The organism is Paraburkholderia sp. Ac-20342 (genome assembly GCF_017104985.1).
Lineage (GTDB): Bacteria > Pseudomonadota > Gammaproteobacteria > Burkholderiales > Burkholderiaceae > Paraburkholderia.
The window spans coordinates 17,014-36,059 of record NZ_JAAGPQ010000015.1 but is presented as its reverse complement, the minus strand read 5'-3'; the positions used below and the strand labels follow the sequence as shown (position 1 = coordinate 36,059).

At 63.6% G+C, this 19,046-nt stretch carries 24 protein-coding genes and 1 tRNA gene; 12 read left to right on the top strand and 13 right to left on the bottom strand.

The window, feature by feature from the left end; genetic code table 11:
* Positions 1–153 precede the first annotated feature (153 nt).
* The 7 genes from G3N58_RS08510 (at position 154) to G3N58_RS08480 (ending at position 3,824) form a co-directional block, all read left to right on the top strand.
* Entirely contained in the window at positions 154–330 is a 177-nt protein-coding gene (locus G3N58_RS08510; protein WP_167043422.1) for a DUF1328 family protein, read from the top strand.
* A gap of 57 nt (positions 331–387) precedes the next feature.
* The gene (locus tag G3N58_RS08505) at positions 388–549 is read left to right on the top strand and encodes a DUF1328 family protein (RefSeq protein ID WP_006052455.1); all 162 of its coding nucleotides are present in this window, start codon (positions 388–390) and stop codon (positions 547–549) included.
* Between the two features lie 74 nt (positions 550–623).
* Positions 624–1,196 (top strand): ferritin-like domain-containing protein, encoded by a 573-nt coding sequence (locus G3N58_RS08500; protein ID WP_205998925.1) that lies wholly within the window; start codon positions 624–626, stop codon positions 1,194–1,196.
* Between the two features lie 209 nt (positions 1,197–1,405).
* Positions 1,406–2,038 carry a response regulator transcription factor gene (locus G3N58_RS08495; protein WP_205988973.1) on the top strand — a complete coding sequence of 211 codons (633 nt, stop codon included), beginning with the start codon at positions 1,406–1,408 and terminating at the stop codon, positions 2,036–2,038.
* Between the two features lie 14 nt (positions 2,039–2,052).
* Complete coding sequence (locus G3N58_RS08490) at positions 2,053–2,502, top strand: response regulator (protein WP_205299260.1); 450 nt, start codon at positions 2,053–2,055, stop codon at positions 2,500–2,502.
* Between the two features lie 43 nt (positions 2,503–2,545).
* Positions 2,546–3,367 (top strand): aminoglycoside phosphotransferase family protein, encoded by an 822-nt coding sequence (locus G3N58_RS08485; protein WP_205998924.1) that lies wholly within the window; start codon positions 2,546–2,548, stop codon positions 3,365–3,367.
* Between the two features lie 43 nt (positions 3,368–3,410).
* Positions 3,411–3,824 (top strand): VOC family protein, encoded by a 414-nt coding sequence (locus G3N58_RS08480; RefSeq protein ID WP_167043412.1) that lies wholly within the window; start codon positions 3,411–3,413, stop codon positions 3,822–3,824.
* On the opposite strand, the gene G3N58_RS08475 is transcribed toward G3N58_RS08480, so the two are convergent.
* The 3 genes from G3N58_RS08475 to G3N58_RS08465 form a co-directional block, all read right to left on the bottom strand.
* Positions 3,791–4,183: a DUF1493 family protein gene (locus G3N58_RS08475; protein ID WP_167283242.1), complete on the bottom strand. Its 393-nt coding sequence runs from the start codon at positions 4,181–4,183 to the stop codon at positions 3,791–3,793. The genes G3N58_RS08480 and G3N58_RS08475 overlap by 34 nt on opposite strands.
* Before the next feature lie 51 nt (positions 4,184–4,234).
* Positions 4,235–5,437: an MFS transporter gene (locus tag G3N58_RS08470; protein WP_167043408.1), complete on the bottom strand. Its 1,203-nt coding sequence runs from the start codon at positions 5,435–5,437 to the stop codon at positions 4,235–4,237.
* A gap of 451 nt (positions 5,438–5,888) precedes the next feature.
* Complete coding sequence (locus tag G3N58_RS08465; RefSeq protein ID WP_167043406.1) at positions 5,889–6,698, bottom strand: phosphodiesterase; 810 nt, start codon at positions 6,696–6,698, stop codon at positions 5,889–5,891.
* Between the two features lie 356 nt (positions 6,699–7,054).
* Between G3N58_RS08465 and G3N58_RS08460 the strand changes: the two genes are divergently transcribed.
* Positions 7,055–7,139, top strand: a tRNA-Leu gene (locus G3N58_RS08460).
* On the opposite strand, the gene G3N58_RS08455 is transcribed toward G3N58_RS08460, so the two are convergent.
* From G3N58_RS08455 to G3N58_RS08410, 10 genes are all read right to left on the bottom strand, one after another.
* The gene (locus G3N58_RS08455; protein WP_205998923.1) at positions 7,110–7,373 is read right to left on the bottom strand and encodes a hypothetical protein; all 264 of its coding nucleotides are present in this window, start codon (positions 7,371–7,373) and stop codon (positions 7,110–7,112) included. The two genes, G3N58_RS08460 and G3N58_RS08455, sit on opposite strands and share 30 nt — an antisense overlap.
* Positions 7,374–7,400: 27 nt before the next feature.
* A complete protein-coding gene (locus G3N58_RS08450; RefSeq protein WP_167043404.1) occupies positions 7,401–7,790 on the bottom strand; it encodes a DUF779 domain-containing protein in 390 nt (129 codons plus the stop codon).
* Between the two features lie 65 nt (positions 7,791–7,855).
* Complete coding sequence (gene adh, locus G3N58_RS08445) at positions 7,856–9,376, bottom strand: aldehyde dehydrogenase (RefSeq protein ID WP_205998922.1); 1,521 nt, start codon at positions 9,374–9,376, stop codon at positions 7,856–7,858.
* A 153-nt stretch (positions 9,377–9,529) separates the two neighbouring features.
* A complete protein-coding gene (locus G3N58_RS08440) occupies positions 9,530–10,024 on the bottom strand; it encodes a molybdopterin-dependent oxidoreductase (protein ID WP_167043400.1) in 495 nt (164 codons plus the stop codon).
* A gap of 179 nt (positions 10,025–10,203) precedes the next feature.
* On the bottom strand, positions 10,204–10,941 hold the full coding sequence (locus G3N58_RS08435; RefSeq protein WP_205998921.1) for an enoyl-CoA hydratase/isomerase family protein: 738 nt from the start codon (positions 10,939–10,941) through the stop codon (positions 10,204–10,206).
* Between the two features lie 54 nt (positions 10,942–10,995).
* Positions 10,996–11,241, bottom strand: a complete 246-nt coding sequence (locus G3N58_RS08430) for a hypothetical protein (protein WP_205998920.1) — start codon at positions 11,239–11,241, stop codon at positions 10,996–10,998.
* 59 nt (positions 11,242–11,300) lie between these two features.
* Complete coding sequence (locus G3N58_RS08425) at positions 11,301–12,086, bottom strand: SDR family oxidoreductase (RefSeq protein ID WP_205998919.1); 786 nt, start codon at positions 12,084–12,086, stop codon at positions 11,301–11,303.
* Between the two features lie 48 nt (positions 12,087–12,134).
* Positions 12,135–12,449 carry a non-heme iron oxygenase ferredoxin subunit gene (locus G3N58_RS08420; protein ID WP_167043392.1) on the bottom strand — a complete coding sequence of 105 codons (315 nt, stop codon included), beginning with the start codon at positions 12,447–12,449 and terminating at the stop codon, positions 12,135–12,137.
* 55 nt (positions 12,450–12,504) lie between these two features.
* A complete protein-coding gene (locus G3N58_RS08415; protein ID WP_205998918.1) occupies positions 12,505–13,506 on the bottom strand; it encodes a 2Fe-2S iron-sulfur cluster-binding protein in 1,002 nt (333 codons plus the stop codon).
* 127 nt (positions 13,507–13,633) lie between these two features.
* Positions 13,634–14,578, bottom strand: coding sequence for a LysR family transcriptional regulator (locus G3N58_RS08410; RefSeq protein ID WP_167043388.1), 945 nt, complete (start codon positions 14,576–14,578; stop codon positions 13,634–13,636).
* 118 nt (positions 14,579–14,696) lie between these two features.
* Between G3N58_RS08410 and G3N58_RS08405 the strand changes: the two genes are divergently transcribed.
* From G3N58_RS08405 to G3N58_RS08390, 4 genes are all read left to right on the top strand, one after another.
* Positions 14,697–15,953 (top strand): SRPBCC family protein, encoded by a 1,257-nt coding sequence (locus tag G3N58_RS08405; RefSeq protein WP_167043579.1) that lies wholly within the window; start codon positions 14,697–14,699, stop codon positions 15,951–15,953.
* Between the two features lie 3 nt (positions 15,954–15,956).
* Complete coding sequence (locus G3N58_RS08400; RefSeq protein WP_240159017.1) at positions 15,957–16,439, top strand: aromatic-ring-hydroxylating dioxygenase subunit beta; 483 nt, start codon at positions 15,957–15,959, stop codon at positions 16,437–16,439.
* Positions 16,440–16,467: 28 nt separating this feature from the next.
* A complete protein-coding gene (locus G3N58_RS08395) occupies positions 16,468–17,520 on the top strand; it encodes an aldo/keto reductase (protein WP_205988964.1) in 1,053 nt (350 codons plus the stop codon).
* A 139-nt stretch (positions 17,521–17,659) separates the two neighbouring features.
* Positions 17,660–19,039 carry an MFS transporter gene (locus tag G3N58_RS08390; protein ID WP_205988963.1) on the top strand — a complete coding sequence of 460 codons (1,380 nt, stop codon included), beginning with the start codon at positions 17,660–17,662 and terminating at the stop codon, positions 19,037–19,039.
* Positions 19,040–19,046: the final 7 nt, after the last annotated feature.

Genomic DNA, 19,046 nt, shown 5'->3' with positions numbered 1-19,046 from the left:
GGCGGCGCAGCGCGGCTCGCGTAACGCGGACGTAAGCCGATGTAAGCGGATTCTCACACGAAAAACGGCGAGCGTCGGAGTGCGCCTGCGCGCACCGCCCGATACGATGGACCCGACCATTCGCTCAACGTTTCGTTTCAGGAGGGAGCCATCATGTTGAAGTGGGCGCTGTTCTTTGCCGTCGTGGCCGTGATCGCCGGTCTTCTCGGATTTACCGGTATCGCGGCCGGCGCGGCGGCCATCGCGAAGTTCCTGTTCTTCGTGTTCGTCGTGCTGTGCGTGGTGTTCCTCGTGCTCGGCTTCGTGATAACGAAAAAGATAGTCGACTAGCGCGGCGGGCGAGCGATTTGCTTCGCAGACCCAACGTCGATACAAGGGAGAACCGTCATGCTTCACTATGCCATCGTCTTCTTCGTGATTGCGATCATCGCCGCAGTGTTCGGCTTTACCGGCATCGCGGCGGGTGCGGCCGAGATCGCGAAGATTCTGTTCTACATCTTTCTGGTCGTATTCGTGGTCACGTTGCTGCTCGGCGTGTTCCGAACGTAGCCGAAGCGGGCGCGGTTCGTGCTCAATTCGTACGTGACGTGCCATTTCCCCACAACAGTCCAAGGAGAAATTCGATGACGAAACAATCCGCCGCCCAGAGCGGGGCTGCCCAGTCCGACGGTCCGTTCGTGATGGACCTGCAGAAGATTCGCGACGACGCGCGCAAGCACATCTCGGACGGTCCGGTTACCGCGACCTACGGTGCCGATCGCAAGATCGTGCTCAAGCTGCTCAACGATGCGCTCGCGACCGAAATCGTTTGCACGCTGCGCTACAGGCGCCATCATTTCATGGCGAAGGGCATCAATTCGGAAGCGGTGGCGGTCGAGTTCGCCGAGCATGCGGCCGAGGAGCAGGACCACGCGGACCGCATCGCCGAGCGTATCGTGCAGCTCGGCGGCGAACCCGATTTCGCGCCGGACGGCCTGAAGAAGCGCGCGCATTCGGAGTACAAGGAGGGCGCGAGCCTGACCGACATGATTCGCGAGAACCTGATTGCCGAGCGCATCGCGATCGATACGTATCGCGAGATCGTGCGCTATCTCGGCGAGAAGGACGTGACCACGCGCCGTCTGCTGGAGGAAATCCTCGCGGTCGAGGAAGAGCATGCCGACGATATGGCCGATCTGCTCGAGGGACGCGATTAGCGGATAGTGTGGATGGGCAGCTTCGATGGCTGCAACAAGGGCGCGCGGGTGGGCCGGGTCGCGTGAGTCAGCATGAATTCGCGCGATCCGGCGCGAGGGATGCAAGGCGGTGAGGTGCATGAACCCGTCCGCGTATTTCGGCCAGGCCACGTGCCTGGTCATTACAATGTCCGTTTCGGAGCGATCTCCTTTGCACGGACACCCAACCGATGATTCGAGTGCTGATAGCTGACGATCATGCGATCGTCCGAGGCGGTTTCAGACAGTTCGTCGCCGACGAGCCGGATATGTGCGTGGCCGCCGAGGCCGCCACCGGCGAGGAAGCCATCAATCTCGTGCGCGAGCAGGCATTCGACGTGGTGCTGCTCGATATCGCGATGCCGGACAAGAACGGCATCGATACGTTGCGCGTGATCCGGCAGGTGCGCCCCGAGCAGGGCGTGCTGATTCTTTCCGGCTACCCCGAGAGCCAGTATGCGATCAATCTGCTGCGCGCCGGCGCGAACGGTTATCTGAACAAGGACTGCGAGCCCGAGGAGATCGTGCGGGCGATCCGCTCGGTCGCGCGCGGACATCGTTACCTGTCCGAAGCGGTTGCCGATACGCTCGCCGACAATCTCGACAAGCCCGCCGCGGGGCGGCCGCACGAAGCGCTGTCGGAGCGCGAATTCCAGATCTTCTGCAAGCTCGCGGCCGGACGCTTGCCGACCGAGATCGCCGAGGAATTGCATCTGTCCGTGAAAACCGTGAGCACGTATCGCGCGCGCGTGCTGGAGAAGATGCGGCTCGCGAACAACGCGGACCTCACGTATTACGCGATCAAGAACGGTTTGATCGAATGAGGGACGATCGAGACATGCCGATGAACCGCGAACCGAAGTCCGTTGCCGAGCCCGCCCGCCGCGCGCCGCTGCGCGTGCTGCTGATCGAGGATTCGCCGCTGATCCGCCGCAGCCTCGTGGAGGCGATCGATTCGTCCGGTCTGCTGCGGGTGGCCGCTTACGCCGATGCCGCCGATCAGGCGATCGCGCTGCTCGGCGACGAAACCTTCGACGCGGTGATTATCGATCTGCAACTGAAGCAGGGCTCGGGCGTGCCGGTGCTCGCATACTTGCAGCGCGAGGGGCTGATCGATGCGATGTTCGCCGCGGTGCTGACCAATCACGCGCTGCCTGCGTATCGCGCGCGCTGCGAGCAGTACGGCGTGCGCCACTTTTACGACAAATCGTTCGAGTTCGACCGCGTGCTCGATGCGTTGCAGGAGTATGCGTTGGGGCGCGGCGATCCGCGCACGGCCGGACGATGAGCGATGGAACCCCGGCAAAACCTGACGAACCGAATGGGCCTCCATGTTCGAGCAATACCTGAAGCGCTGGAATCTGACGATCGATGGCGATCCGTTTACCTCGCGCAGCGGCAACCTGCTCCCGGTCCGTCAATACGGGGTGGCCGCCATCCTCAAGCTGTCGTCCGAGGCCGAGGAACGGGCGGGCAGCCGCCTGATGGTGTGGTGGGGCGGCGAGGGCGCGGCGCCGGTGCTGGCTCACGACGGTGAAGCCTTGCTGATGGCGCGTGCGCAAGGTTCCGCTTCGCTCGTGCAAATGGTCGAACAGGGCCGCGATGACGACGCCACGCGCATCTTATGCGCAACGGTCTCGCAGTTGCATCGGCCGCGCGCCGCGCCGCTTCACACGCCGTTTCCCGCGCTGGTTCCGTTGACGCAATGGTTCGATGCGCTGTTGTGCGCGGGCCCCGCGCATGGTGGGATTGTCGGGCTCTGCGCCCAGACCGCGCGCGAACTGCTGGCGGCACCGCGCGACGTCACGGTTCTGCACGGCGATATTCACCACGGCAATGTGCTCGACTTCGGACCGTCCGGCTGGCTCGCGATCGATCCCAAAGGTTTGTACGGCGAGCGCGCGTTCGACTATGCCAACCTCTTCTGCAACCCCGACGGCGAGAGCGCATTGGCACCGGGCATCTTCCGGCGCCGTATCGAGTTGGTTGCCGATGTCGCCGGTATCGAGCCGCGGCGACTTCTGCAGTGGGTGCTTGCGTGGACGGGTTTATCGACGGTCTGGATGCTCGAAGACGGCGAAGATGGCGACGATGCAGGCAGCAGACTCGAAATAGGCAAGCTCGCGGCAGCCGCGCTCGGCATCGTCGAGTGAATCTTCAGATATAAACGAGTGTGCATTTCACGGAGCCAATGCCATGCAACTGCTGGATCACGTGTCGATTGGCGTGCCGGATCTTCAGACGGCGCGACCCTTTTACGATGCCGTCATGGCCGCTCTGGGGGCGCGCAAGGTTTATGACGAGCCCACTGCGCTCGGTTACGGCGAGCGCTGCAGCGGGGACGACACGGTATCAACCTGTCTGGCGATATATCTGGACCCCGGCGAAATAACGCCGAACAAACGCCATTGGTGTTTCAAGGCGCCGTCCCGCGAGCATGTGGACGCGTTTTACCAGGCCGGACTGTCGGCGGGCGGACGGTCTGACGGAGAGCCGGGACTAAGGCCTCACTACCATCGGGATTACTACGCGGCGTTTCTCGTCGACCCCGCTGGCAACCGCGTCGAGGCCGTGTGTCATGCGGCTCCGTCAGCGAGTCGAGTCCCGTGACAGGCCGAGTCCTGTTGCCACCATCCCCGCTTCATCGCTTCTTCGAGCATCCCAAGCGTGAGCGCGCGGCCACCGAGTGATTCGCGTGCCCTCGCGCTAAACAGGGATTTCAATGTCGTTGCCGCGACGTCGCGTTTGCGCATGGCTGCCGATGGAACGTAGCAGGTCACGTTGAAATCCCGCAGATCGACACGGAACCGTTCGGACCACGCGCGCATCGTCTCTACGATCTTCGCGGGTTCCCAATCGAGATCGTGATAGAGGTCCATGTCTCGGGTCAGCTTTTCGTCGAGAGGCAACGCAGCGGGTGTTCGCATTTCCCGTATGAATTGATCGAAATCGAGCCACGCATCGCTCATTACAGGCGGTCTTCCTGCCAATGGCTCATCAGCCTTGCGCGCAGCCCGCAATCAATGCCCGGCCCGCGCCGGCAAACTCAAATGATTCCACGCGGCCAGCGCCGCGAACACGAGGCCCGCGATACTCACGCCGATCCAGCCGAACATGGGCCAGACGATCGCGCTGACGCCCGAGCCGAGCGTGCCGCCGATGAAATACGCGACCATGTACACGGTATTCACGCGGCTGCGCGCTTCGGGCTTCAGCGCGTAGATGCGCGACTGGTTCGAAATCTGCGCGGCCTGCACGCCGACGTCGAGAATGATCACGCCGATTACGAGTCCGACGAGGCTCTTCGCCGATGCGCCGAACACGACGAACGCAATCGCGACGAGCACGATCGACAGCGTGACGACCGCGCGCGGTCCGCGCCGGTCGGAGAACTTGCCGGCGAGCGGCGCGGCCATCGCGCCGGCCGCGCCGACGATGCCGAACAGTCCCGCCGCCTGCGGTCCGAGATGAAACGGCGCGCCCGCGAGCAGCAACGCGAGCACCGACCAGAAGATGCTGAACGCGCCGAACATCGCCGCGCCGGTCAGCGAGGCTTCGCGCAGCGCGCGATGTCCGGTCACGAGATGCCACATCGACACGAGCAGCTTGCCGTACGGCAGCGTCGAGGTCGGCTGGCTCTTCGGCAAACGCAGGACGATCACGACCGCGAGCACCAGCAGCGCGACGACCGACATGCCGAACACCGCGCGCCAGCCGAAGTATTCGCCGACGATGCCCGCCGCAGTCCGCGCGAGCAGAATGCCGAGCAGCAGGCCGCTCATCACCGTGCCGACCGCCTGGCCGCGCTCGGCCGGCGGCGCGAGTTCTGCCGCGAACGGCACGGCCTGCTGTGCGATCGTCGCGAGCACGCCGATCGCGAGACTCGCGACGATCAGCACGGAGAGCGTCTGCGCGGTTGCCGCGACGACGAGCGCGATGCACATCGCGGCGATCTGCAGCAGGATCAGCAGACGCCGGTCGAAGCGGTCGCCGAGCGGCGCGAGCAGCAGCATGCCGGCCGCGTAGCCGAGCTGCGTGACGGCCGGCACCGCGCCGACCCACGAGGCGCCGCCCGGAAACGACTGGCGCAGGTTGTCGAGCAGCGGCTGGTTGTAATAGATGTTGGCGACCGAGATGCCGGCGATCGTCGCGAGCAGCAGCAACAGGCCGCGCAGCGAGCGGGCGGAGGCGGGAGCGGAGGTGGAGGCGTCGGGAGTGGACATGACTCAGGCAGGAGCAACGGACCGGCCCATGCGCGGTCCTCGAGCGTGCCGATCATACCGGAGCGAGGCGGATCGTGCTGACGGGCGGCCCACGGTCCTGGGCGAGACACGGGCCGCGCGGACACGAGCGGGCCACGGCGCGCCGGAGCCGGGGGCGCTAAAGCCGGGGCGCGAGGCTGGCGCGCGATCCCGCTTCGGGTCGTTGCGGACTGTTTCGGACGTCGCTCCGATGACGCTTCCATGACGCGCGGCAAGGGCTCGATTGTCGTGCGCTCGCGTCGGCGCATCGGGATGACGTATCGATTTGAAGCGTCGATTTGAAGCATCGGGACCCGGCATCGAAAGGACGCATCGAAGCGACGCATCGAATCCCGGTGCATCAGAGCGCCGACCTCGGTCGCTCGACTCGCCGCCGTCGTCGTCGAACATCATCAAACGTCATCAAACGTCATCAAACGTCATCAAACGGATAAGGCCCGTCGGCGGCCTCGACATACGCATGATGCGTCACGATGCCGGTCGCCGGATCGTAGCGATGCAGCGCATAGGCGGGCGGCTCCATCACGAACATCGACGGCGCATCCTCGCGCAGATCGAGCGCGACCTGGTGCGCGGGCGCCGGAATCGCACACGCGATCGTGCCGCCGAAGCGCACGTACATCGGCCGATGCACGTGTCCGCAGATCACGCGCTCGACGTTCGGATGACGCGCGATCAACGCGGCGAGCTTGTCCGATGCCGCCGGATCGAGCCGCATCTCGTCCATGTGCTCGATACCGCAGGCGAACGGCGGATGATGCAGCGCGACCACGACCGGTTTGCCGCTTGCCGCGTCGAGCTGTTGCGCGAGCCACGCGAGCCGCGTATCGCACAGCATGCCGCCGCTTGCGCCCGGCACCAGCGAATCGAGCGCGATCACGCGCAGCGGGCCGACGTCGAGCGCGTACTGCACGAACTCTCCGCCGCCGTGCAGTTCCGCGCGCTCGGGAAACGCCGCGCGCAACGCGCCGCGTTCGTCGTGATTGCCGACTAGCAGGAAGTAGGGGATGTCGAGCGGCGCGAGCAGCGTCTTCAGGTGTTCGTACTGTTGCGGGTCGCCCTGATCGACGAGATCGCCGGTCATGATGACCGCGTCGGGACGCGGCACGAGCGCATTGAGCGCGGCGACGCAGCGCGCGAGATACGGCGCGGTATCGATGCGGCGGTAGGCGAGCTCGCCGGGCCGCTTGATGTGCAGGTCGCTGATTTGAGCCAGTAGCATGGGGAATCCTCGGTGTGGCGCGCCGGAAGCCGGCGCCGCTTCCATTACGATAATGCAATCGGCGCGTGCGGTTCGATCGAGACTTGCGGCAGGTGTCGTCGTTGCGGCCGATGTGCGGACCCCGCCGGCGCGAGTGCTGCTGCCGCGTTGAAATCGACTTCGCACTATCGGGAGCGTTTGTGACCGGCGGATGAAGCCGGAAAGCCGGATGGAGCGGCGGGTTTGTCGTGAGAATACGGCTGGATTGCCGGCGGATTGCAGGTGGATTGGCGAGCGGATAGGGTTCGCCCGCTGCGCTTTTTGGTGCGCCCGTCACGCAATGGTAGAATTCGCGACCGCGCGTGGTCGCGACCCCTGCCGGGGTGATGAAATTGGTAAACATAGCGGACTTAAAATCCGCCGCCTCACGGCTTACGGGTTCAAGTCCCGTCCCCGGCACCACAATGCCAGCAAGGGTTTCGCCGATTCGACCCGCGCAAGCCCTGTCTCATTGGTGCGGCTTTTTTTGCCCTGAACCGGATTTTCCGGTCTCTTTCTCTCTTGCCCGATCTTTCCCGTCGCCGCTGCCAATTTTTTGTGCGCGTGATATCGACGGACGTCACCGCGTTCGGCGACAAAGCAGTGCAGCCTATGGACGATTGTGTCGATCCGCCAGTCGCTAGTTTCTACCGCCATGTTTCCGCTTGACGCGCCCCAGACACGCTAGCTCTCCGCCCGTTCGGCCGGATGCGCCGCGAGCCATGCCGATTCGGCATCGTCAAAGAGCCTCGATCGCGTGAGAAAGCGCAGACCCGTAGGGCGTTCCAGCGAAAACATGCCGCCGTTGCCGGACACGCAATCGATGATGAGCTGTGTGTGCTGCCAGTACTCGAATTGCGATTCGCTCATGTAGAAGGGCACGCCCGCAAGGGTGCCGAGTTTCACGTCCGAGCCGCCCACCATGAACTCATTGGCTGGAAAGCACATGGGCGCACTGCCGTCGCAACAGCCGCCCGATTGATGAAACAGCACGGGACCGTGCTCGGCGACGAGTTGTTCGATCAGCGCGATCGCGGCGGGCGTTGCGACGACACGCGGCACTTCGTCGGCCATGGCGAGTACTCCCTGGCGATGGCGCCTCGCCGTGCATCATGCGGCGGCGAGGCCGGGACCGTCACTCAGAAGAATCCGAGCGGCTTGTCGCTATAGCTCACCAGCAGATTTTTCGTCTGCTGATAATGGTCGAGCATCATCTTATGGTTTTCACGTCCGATGCCCGACTGCTTGTAGCCGCCGAATGCAGCATGCGCGGGATAGACGTGATAGCAGTTAGTCCACACCCGGCCCGCCTGGATCGCGCGGCCGAAGCGATAGGCGCGCGTGCCGTCGCGTGTCCAGATGCCGGCGCCGAGGCCGTACAGCGTGTCGTTGGCGATGTGCAGCGCTTCTTCCTCGGTCTTGAACGTCGTGACTGACACGACCGGCCCGAAGATCTCTTCCTGGAAGATCCGCATCTTGTTGTGGCCGCGGAACACCGTGGGCTTCACGTAGTAGCCGTTCTTCAATTCGCCTTCGAACGCGTTGCGCTCGCCGCCCGTCAGGCATTGCGCGCCTTCCTGCTTGCCGAGATCGAGATACGAGAGAATTTTCTCCAGTTGTTCCCGCGACGCCTGTGCGCCGATCATGGTCTTCGGATCGAGCGGATGTCCCTGCGCGATCGCGCCAACACGCTTGAGCGCGCGTTCCATGAAGCGGTCGTAGATTTTCTCGTCGATCAGCACGCGCGACGGACACGTACACACTTCTCCCTGATTGAGCGCGAACATCGTGAACCCTTCCAGCGCCTTGTCGAGGAAGCTGTCGTCGTGCTCCATCACGTCGGCGAAGAAGATGTTCGGGCTCTTGCCGCCGAGCTCCAGCGTCACGGGAATCAGGTTCTGGCTCGCATACTGCATGATGAGCCGGCCCGTGGTGGTTTCACCCGTGAAGGCCACCTTCGAGATGCGCTTGTTCGAAGCAAGCGGCTTGCCGGCTTCGAGACCAAAGCCGTTCACCACATTCACGACGCCGGGCGGCAGCAGATCCTGAATCAATTCGATCAGCACGAGGATCGAGGCCGGAGTCTGCTCGGCGGGCTTGAGCACGACGCAGTTGCCGGCCGCGAGCGCGGGGGCGAGCTTCCACGTCGCCATCAGGATCGGGAAATTCCACGGAATGATCTGGCCCACCACACCGAGCGGCTCGTGGAAGTGATAGGCAACCGTGTCGTCGTCGATCTGCGAAATGGCGCCTTCCTGGGCACGGACCGCGCTGGCGAAATAGCGGAAATGATCGATCGCGAGCGGAATATCGGCCGCCATGCTTTCGCGCAATGGCTTGCCGTTGTCGATGGTCTCCGCCACGGCGAGCCGCGTGAGATTGGCCTCGATGCGCTCGGCGATCCGGTTCAGCCGATTCGCGCGGTCTGCCGCCGAGGTGCGGCCCCAGGCGTCCTTGGCCTTGTGCGCGGCGTCGAGCGCGAGTTCGACGTCGGCTTCGCGCGAACGAGGGATGGACGTGAAGGGCTCGCCCGTGATCGGGGAAATATTGTCGAAGTACTCGTTGCCGACGGGCTTGAGCCACTGCCCGCCGATGAAGTTCTCGTACTGCTTGCGGAAGGGATATTCGGTGGTGAGGTACTGCAGTTCTGCGTGGTTCATGGGTGTATTCCTCGCATGTCGACGGGACAGGTGTACCGCTCCGTTATATCCTGAGAAATATTACGCCTCTCCACAGTAAGGATTCGAAGTTTCGATTTTGCGACGCACAACGGAAGCGTCGCCGGAGGGTGGCAAGGCTTGCCGTCAGCGGCGTCAGGGCCTCAATACGCGGGTTTCGATCCGGAGAAGGCGTTTGACGTGACGTGGCGCGGGCAGAAGATCCGCGCCCGAGAACAGGATGGGGGCGCCGTCATCGGGATCGAGCGGAACGCCGTCGCACTCGTACGCAACCACGACTTGCCGCCCCACCAGCGTGTTGAACAGTTCGTGCCACGAGAAGGTGACCGCGTAGCCATCGTGGCCGACAGCGATGAAGATCATGCGCTTGAAGTCGCCATCCGCGTCGCAGCGCAGTTCGGCCTGCCTGAGCAGATCGGTCAGCAGGACCCCGCGATACGGCGCAACGGTGCGGATAAAGCGGTTCGTGGTGTAGCAGCGCAGATCGAACGGAGCACAGGTCACGCCCGGATATTGCCGGAGATCATCGAGCGAGAGCGTCAGGGGGCGAACCACATTGCCGGTGAGGAAGAGCGTGCCCGTGGAAGAGGCGACATCGGCAGAGGCGTGGTCGGTTTGCGCAGCATTCATCTGGAACTCTCCGAGGCAGACCAGGCGAGCGAACCGCTCGCTATAACTGACCGTATATTACGCTGGGCTGCGCATCCTCGTCATTTTCGCGGGAGTATGGTGGTTATGCCGTGCCGTTTATGCATTGCGCCGTGCGCCGAACAGGGGCGCCGCGCATGTAGGGGAAGATCAAGGGGAGATCAGTCGCGGCGTATCGAAGTCATTGCGCAAGAGAGCATCAGCCCCGCCGTTTCGCTTGCCAGGGAAAAATCGGGTATCACGATTTCGCGGAAGTAGGCCTTGAGCGCGCTCAGGGCAATCCGGTCACGCGAGCAGATGGACGCGCTGATGGCATCGCCGCGCGAGGCAAGCGTGCCGGCCGGCACGACTTCCGCGACGAGGCCCCATTCGCGAGCGGTCTTTGCATCGATGGTGTCGGTCAGATAGATCATATGCGCCGCCGCTTTGGGGGGCACGCGATGTCGCAGCACCGACCACACTAAAGTGGGCGGCAGGTTCTTCCGCAGTTCGGGCAGACTGAAGCGAGCCTCTGCCGATGCGATGGCGAGATCGCAGGCCGCAACGAGCGCGCAACCGAAACCCTGAGCGTCTCCCTGCACCTCGGCCAGCACCGGAATCTCGCTTTCATGCAATGCGCGGTAGACGCCGAGGATCGGATCGGCAATCGCGCGGCGAAACTGCTCCGGACTCGCGACCGGTTGCGAGGGCGGATTCGCTGCTCGACCGCCGCAAAAACTGGCACCTGTCGCGCTGATCCGGATGAGTTTCACGGCGGGGTCGCGACCCGCGGCGCGAATCGAATCCGCTAGCGCACCCAATCCGTTCAGGCTCAGCGTATTGCCGCTGTCGGGCTGCGCAAACGCAATACGGCATTCGCTGCCGATTCTGGAGACGCTGAATTCGGTGATGAGATTCATCTGCTCACGCTCGAGAGGTTCGTGCACGGCAAGCCGTGCTTGCAAGGTAGGCCGTTACAGCGCGACGAGACGCGTTGCGGATAATTCGAACCGCGACATCGACGCTTCGTGCGTTCCGTTCATGCAGCGCCAGAGATAGAACAGTTCGATAAAGCCGGCGATGTTATGCGTGTCGTGCACGTCATCGTCGTCTGCCGGGAGCCTGCCGTCATCGTGAAAGCCGGCTAGCCCGTCATTCTGCGCAGGCCGCGTTTCGCGTTGCTGCCCGATACCGCTTCCCGTTTCAAGGTGCCAATCCATCGTTCTTCCTGGTGGAGAAGGGAGAAGGGCGGTGCGCGAGCGCCGCCGGCCTCTGTTTGTCAGATGGCGCGCGTTTCGCCGCCGTCGATATCGAGAATGGAGCCCTGCGCGAACGATGCCGCCGCCGATGCCATGAATGCCACCGCCTGGCCTATTTCGTCCGGAGAGCCGAAGCGGTTGATGCCGCATTCCTTGAGCAACCGGTCCGTGGCGACATCGGGGGTCACGCCGGCGTTCTGGGCAATGCGCTGGATGTTGCGTTCAAGGCGGTCGGTTCTGATACGCCCGGGATTGACTGCGCACACGCGGACGCTATCGCGTTTGCCGATATCGGCCATCGCTTTCGTGAAGTTGATCAGCCCGGCATTGACGACGCCGCCAATCGTGAACTCGCCGATTCCGGTCCATGCGCCGACGCCGACGATGTTGACGACCGTGCCCTGCGTCTGCGCGAGATGCGGCCATGCCGCGCGCGTCATGCGCACGTAGCCGTGCAGCTTGAGCGCGAGACCATCCTGCCAGTCGTCGTCGGTCAATTCGAAGAAGTCGCCGCGCTGGGTCGCGCCCGCGTTGTTCACGAGCAGATCGAGACGCCCGAACCGGGCGAGCGTTTGCTCGACCACGGCGGACGCGGCCGTGCGCTCGCGCAGGTCGCAAGCGACGGTCAGCACGTCGACGCCGCTGTGTTCGCGCAAGGCGGCGGCGGTCGCGTCGAGCTTCGCGGCATCGCGTGCGACCAGCGCGAGCTGCATGCCTTCCTGTGCGAGCTGGCGCGCGACGCCGGCACCGATGCCGCGGTTCGCACCGGTGACGATCGCGACCTTGTCCTTCAGATTCAATTCCATGCTGTCTCCTGGGGGACGTGCTTTGTTTTTTTCAACCGCGACCGCGATTCATTCGATCTGCACCATCACGCGCGCGTCGACGATCTTGACCGGAAACGCCCGCAGATCTTCGGTCAACGGCGCGCACATCGCCTTGCCCGTGCGCACGTCGAAGCGTCCCTGATGCAAGGGGCACTCGATTTCGCCGTCTTCGAGAAAACCGTCGCACAGCCGGGCATGTCCGTGTGTGCAGATGTTGTCGGTCGCGTACACCTCACCGTCGATCGAATACAGTGCGATTTCGCGCCCGCCCGCCTTGACGGCGACGACGTCGTCGGCGCGCAGATCGGCTTGCGCCGCTACGTCGATCCAGCCTTCTGTCATGGAAATGTTCTCCTGATTGAACCTGTGTTGAACCTGTGTGTTGGGATGAGTGATGTCACGCCGGTTGCGTGGCGATTGGGGGTTGCGTGAAGAAAGCGTCGGCGTAGATGCGCGAAGGATCGAGCCCTCTCGCGACGAGCGCCGCCGTCACGGCGTCGACCATCGGCGGCGAACCGCACACGTAGCCGCGAAAATCGAGCAGGTCACGAGCGTCCGGCCAGTCGGCGGCGATCGCGTCGGGAACGAGTCCCGCGCGATGCCCTTCCTGCGCGGGACCGCTCGCGACGACGATTTGCACGAGCAGATTCGGATAGCGTCGTTGCAGATCGGCAAGCGTTTGTGCACCATACAGGTCTTCTTCGGAACGCACGCCGAAGTACAGATGGACCGGCCGGCGATTGCCGGCTTCGAGCGAAGCACGCGTGATCGACAGCACGGGCGCGAGCCCCGTGCCGCCGCCGACGCAGATGATCGGGCCGTCGTGAGTGCGGCGCAGATAGGAGGTGCCGAGCGGGCCGCCGATCCGCGCGGTATCGCCGGGCCGCAGCACGTTAGCGACATGCCGGCTGACGGTGCCGCCCGGGACGATGCGAATGTGGAATTCGAGCAGATTGTCGCCTTCGACGGAAGCCATCGAATAGGGCCGTTCGAGTCCGGGCCCGAACTGCAGCGTCGCGAATTGACCCGGCGAAAACGATAGCGGGCGGTTCGTGCGAAAACGCACGATGCGCACGTCATGCACGGGCGCCTCGATGGACTCGACCGTGCCCTTCAGAATGCGCGCGGGATGCACGACGATCTCGTCGGGCTCGGGGATGGCGATGGTGCAATCGCCCGTCAGCGAGGCCTGGCACGCGAGCACGGTTTGCGAGGGCGAGTCGATGCGCTCGCTTCCGACTTGCAGCGACCCGTCGATCAGCGTGCACCGGCAGGTGCCGCAGCGGCCCGCGGAGCAGCTATAGGAAATCGGTACGCTCGCCTGCCGCAAGGTGTCGAGCAGATTGTCGCCGGATGCGAAGCCGATCGACTGTCCGGTGGGTTGCACGTGCAACTGCATGAATGTCTCCGCCTCTAGATCTGTTTTTGGCGATCTTAAGCGGGAGACTGTCAGGCAGGAACTACGTGCCCGGAATGGACGATATTCGCACGCTGAATATGTGCGTGACCCGGTGCACCGGCCCGTATCACGGCAGCGGCACGGTCTGCTCGGTCGGCACGTGCGGCGCGCCTTCGCTGAACGTGTCGAACATCATCGAGCGCAGCCACTGATTGGCGGGGTCGCGATGATATTTGGCGGACCAGAATACGTTGAGCGGGATCGCTTCGAGCTTGATGGGCATCGGCGCCCACGCGAGATCGAACGGCACGATGCTGCGGTTCACGAGGCGCCCCGGCAGTGTCGCGATCAGATCCGTCTCGCTGAGAATATGGCCCACTGCCGCGAAGTGCGGAATCCGCAGCTTCACGTTGCGGCGCACGCCGAGGCGCTCCAGATCGTGTTCGATCATCATGTGCCCCGTATGCGCGGCCAGCACCACGAGGTGATCGGCCTGCCCGAACTCTTCGAGCGTCACGCCGCCCTTGTCGAGCGGATGGCCCTTGCGGAACGCGCAAACGTACTGACTCGACGTGAGGCGGCGCTGAAACATGCCGGTGTTGAGGTGGGGCAGCCAGCCGATGGCGAGATCGACGGCGCCCGTTTCGAGCTCGTCCTTCAGATTGGACTCGTCCTTGCGGACCGTGCTGATGGATACGTTCGGCGCGAAGCGTTCGAGCGCGCGCATCAGGTTCGCGAGGAAGTCGATTTCGCCGATATCCGTCATCGCAATGGTAAAGCTGCGATCGCTCGTCGCCGGATCGAAATCCATCTCCAGGTTGACGACGCCCTGAATCAGCCGCAACGCTTCGTTGAGCGGGCCGGCCAGCCGCTCGGCGTAGGGCGTGGGCTGCATGCCGCGGCCCGTGCGCAGCAGCAGATCGTCGCCGAGCAGCGCGCGCAGCCGGTTCAGCGCATTGCTCATGCCGGGCTGCGACATGCCGAGATTCTCCGCTGCCTTCGAGACGCTCTTTTCCCGCACGAGTTCGGCAAGTACCAGCAGCAGGTTCAGATCCAGATTGCGTAATTCCATCAGTCTCGCCCCCGATATTGCTGGCGATTATATCGTGCATTCGCGGGCCTTTATTGGTCGGCGGCGAGCTCTCGCCGATCATGTTTCCAGCAACAACGACAGGAGACAACGCATGAGCATGGAATCCGTTCCGATTTCGTTCGTTCATAAATGGAAGGACGAAGGATCGAGCCGCATCCCGTTCTGGGTCTATACCGATGAGTCGGTTTATCGCCGCGAACTCGAGCGAATCTTCTACGGCAAGCACTGGAACTACGTCGGCCTCGAAGCCGAATTGCCGAACCACGGTGATTTCAAGCGCACCTGGGTCGGCGAGCGCTCCGTCATTCTGGCGCGCAACGAAGACGGTTCCGTCAGCGCGGTGGAGAACATCTGCGCGCATCGCGGCGCGGCATTCTGCCGTGAACGCACCGGCAACCGCAAAGAGTTCCTGTGCCCGTATCACCAGTGGACGTACGACCTCAAAGGCAATCTGACGGGCGTGCCGTTTCGACGCGGACTCAAGAAGGACGGCGAAATACGCGGCGGCATGCCGGCCGATTTCAAACCGGCCAATCACGGCTTGAACAAGCTCAAGGTCGCGGTACGTCACGGCGTGATATTCGCGTCGTTCGATCACGACGTGGAGCCGCTCGAAGACTATCTCGGTCCGCAGATCCTGCCTTACTTCGACCGCACGTTCGACGGCCGCAAGCTGAAGATTCACGGTCACGCGCGCCAGCGCATTCCCGGCAACTGGAAGCTGATGCAGGAGAACATCAAGGACCCGTATCACGTCGGTCTCCTGCATACCTGGTTTCTGATGTTCGGCCTGATTCGCGGCGATCAGAAGTCGCGCATCGTGACGGATGCACATGGTCGGCACGGCGCGATGGAGTCGACCCGCGAGGCGACGGGCAAGGGCGATGTCAGCGAAGGCCTGCACAGCTTCAAGGACGACATGCACCTGAACGACGAACGCATTATCGACATCGCGCAGGAAGACTGGTGGAACGGCCCCACGGTCGTGATGCTGACGCTCTTTCCCAATCTGATCGTGCAGCAGCAGTCGAACAGCATGTCGATGCGGCAGATCATTCCGCGCGGCACGGGGGCGTTCGATTTCGTCTGGACGCACTTCGGCTTCGAAGACGACGACGCCGAGATGGAGACGCGCCGGATGCGCCAGGCCAACATGTTCGGCCCGGCGGGCTACGTCTCCGCGGACGACGGCGAAGTGCTCGAGTTCTGCCAGGAATCGTACGACAGCGGCGATAGCGGGCGCGTGACGATTGCGGAGCAGGGCGGACGCGACTGGAGCGAATCGACCCACACGATTACCGAGAACGTGCTGCGTGGCATGTACGCGTACTGGCGCAAGTTGATGGAGATCTGACCCATGCAGCACACCAATCCGCAAATGGACCTGCTCGACGTGATGGCGTTGCACAGCGAATACAGCGCGTGCGTCGATGCGGGCGAGTTCGATCGTTGGCCTGATTTCTTCGTCGACGACTGCGACTATCGCATTCAGGCGCGCGAGAACTTCGACGCGAAGCTGCCGCTTTGCATCATGTGGCTCGAAGGCAAGGGCATGCTGCGCGATCGCGTCTACGGGGTGCGTGAAACGCTTTATCACGATCCCTACTATCAGCGGCACATCGTCTCGGCGCCGCGCATTCTCTCCGCCGACGCCAACGAGATTCACGCCGAGGCGAACTATCTCGTGCTACGTACGAAGCGCGACACGTTTTCCGAACTCTTCAACGTGGGCCGCTACATCGACACGCTCGCGCGCACGCCGGACGGCCTGAAGTTCAGGACGCGCGCCTGCGTATTCGACAGCGAGTGGATTCGCAACTCGATCATCTACCCGATCTGAGCCGGCAGGCTCCGAAGGAAACGTCACGATGAAATACGTCAAGCTGGGCAACAGCGGCCTCGCCGTTTCCCGCATCGCGCTGGGCATGATGTCTTATGGAACGCCGCAATGGCGGCCGTGGATACTCGACGAAGCCGCATCGCGTCCGATCGTGCAACGCGCGGTCGAACTCGGGATCAACTACTTCGATACCGCCGACATGTATTCGGCGGGACAGTCCGAAGTACTGACGGGCCAATTCGTGCGCGAATTCTGCCGCCGCGACGAAGCGGTGATCGCGACGAAGGTGTTCTATCCCGTCGAGATGGCGTTCAAGGGCGGTGCCGCGGGCGGGACGAAACCGCCGAAGCAACCCAACTCGGACGGCCTGTCGCGCAAGCGCATCCTGCATGCTGTCGACCAGAGCCTCGCACGGCTCGGGACCGACTATATCGACCTGTACCAGATCCATCGCTTCGACTACGAGACGCCGCTCGAGGAGACCATGGAAGCGCTTCACGACATCGTGAAGGCCGGCAAGGTGCGCTACCTGGGTGCAAGCAGCATGGCGGCATGGCAGTTCGCCAAGGCTCAGCAGATCGCACGCGAGAACGGCTGGACGCCGTTCGTCAGCATGCAGAACCACTACAACCTCGCGTATCGCGAGGAAGAGCGCGAAATGATTCCGCTGTGCCGCGATCAGGGTGTCGCGGTGATCCCGTGGAGTCCGCTCGCGCGCGGATTTCTTTCCGGCCGCCGCAAGACGGACGCGGCGGTACAGGATTCGACGCAAGACTCGACGCAAGACGCGGCGACCCTGCGGGCAAGAACCGACGACGTCGCGCAGAAGTACTACTGCCGGGACAGCGATGCGCGTGTGCTGACCCGACTGGGCGAGCTTGCCGCGCGCCGAAACCTCAGTCACGCGACGCTCGCGTACACCTGGCTTTTGCACAAGAACGTGACGGCACCCGTGATCGGCGCAACGCAGCAAGCTCATGTGGAGGACGCCGTCGCGGCAATCGACGTGAATCTGTCCGCCGACGAGATCGCGGAACTCGAAGCGCCTTATGAGCCGCATCCTGTGATCGGTCATAGCTGACGGCTTGACCGCAACGGCACCGCATACCACGTACCACGCACCGCGGGAAAGGACACGATCCCGTCGATGCTTCGCGTGGGGCCGCTTGCGGCGCAGCCCGCCTACGTGGGCGACATAAAAAGAATCAAGGAGACAATCGATGCAACACCCCGCAGGGTCACCCGGGCAACGCCCGTCCGGTGTCACGCCGGGCGGCGCGGCGCCGCAAGCCTGGTATCGCTCGCTCAATCGTCAGCAGTGGAATGCGCTATGCGCGTCGAACCTCGGCTGGCTGTTCGATGGCTACGAAACCTACACACTGATCCTGACGGTCGGCATCGCGCTGCGCCAGTTGCTCGAGCCGGCGATGCAGGCGCAGATTCCCTTCTATGCGGGCCTCGTGATCGCGCTGACGCTGCTGGGCTGGGGCGTGGGCGGTCTGGTCGGCGGCGTGCTGACCGATTACATCGGCCGCAAGCGGATGATGATGCTGGCGATTCTCGCCTATTCGCTGACCACGGGCCTGAGCGCATTCGCGTGGAACTGGGAGTCGTTCGTGGTGCTGCGCCTGATCGTCGGTCTTGCGATGGGTTCGGAGTGGGCCACGGGCACGGCGATGACGGCCGAACTCTGGCCGGACCGCCATCGCGGCAAGGGAGCGGGGCTCATGCAGTGCGGGCTCGGCATGGGCTTTTTCGTCGCGTCGCTGGTGTGGCTCTTCATGAGTCAGGCGGGCGAGCTTGCGTGGCGCTATATGTACCTGCTCGGCGTGCTGCCCGGCCTTGTCACCTTGTGGATGCGCTCGAATATTCCGGAGTCCGAGCAGTGGGAGCGCGTCAACGACGATCGCAAGAGAATCCGTGGACTCAAGCGTCAAGGCGGCGCGGTATCGAGCCACGAACAGGCGCTGAGCCGCTTTACGCTCGTCGATCTGTTCTCCGAACCGACCTTGCGGCGCCGTACTTTGATCGCGGTATTCATGTCGCTGACGACGACGCTCGGCTGGTGGGGCATTTCCACCTGGGTGCCGCCTTATATCGGTTCGGTGGCTGCGCACGCGGGATTGTCCGCGGCGCGCTGGGCGAGTTTCGCGGGCATGGCGTACAACGTCGGCGCGATTGCCGGCTATATCGGGCTCGGTTTTCTCGCCGATGCCTATGGCCGCAAGCGCGTGACGTTCCTGTTCTTCGGCATGGCGCTCGTCATGACGCCCGTGCTGTTCATGTGGACGCACGACATCGGGATGCTGCTGCTGGTCTCGGCCGTGACGGGCTTCTTCAGCCTCGGTCAGTACACGTGGATGCCGACCTGGCTGCCGGAGCTCTATCCGACACGCATCCGCGGCACGGCGATCGCGTTCTGCTTCAACGTGCCGCGTTTGCTCGCGTGGTCGGGCCCGCTCGTCGCGGGCACGCTGATCGCGCGCTTCGGCGGCTACGGCCACGCCGCCGTGACGGTGGGCTTCATCTATCTCGTGGGGTTGTCGCTCACGCCGTTCTTGCCGGAAACCGTTGGCAAACCGCTGCCCGAGGACGTGTAACGCGCCG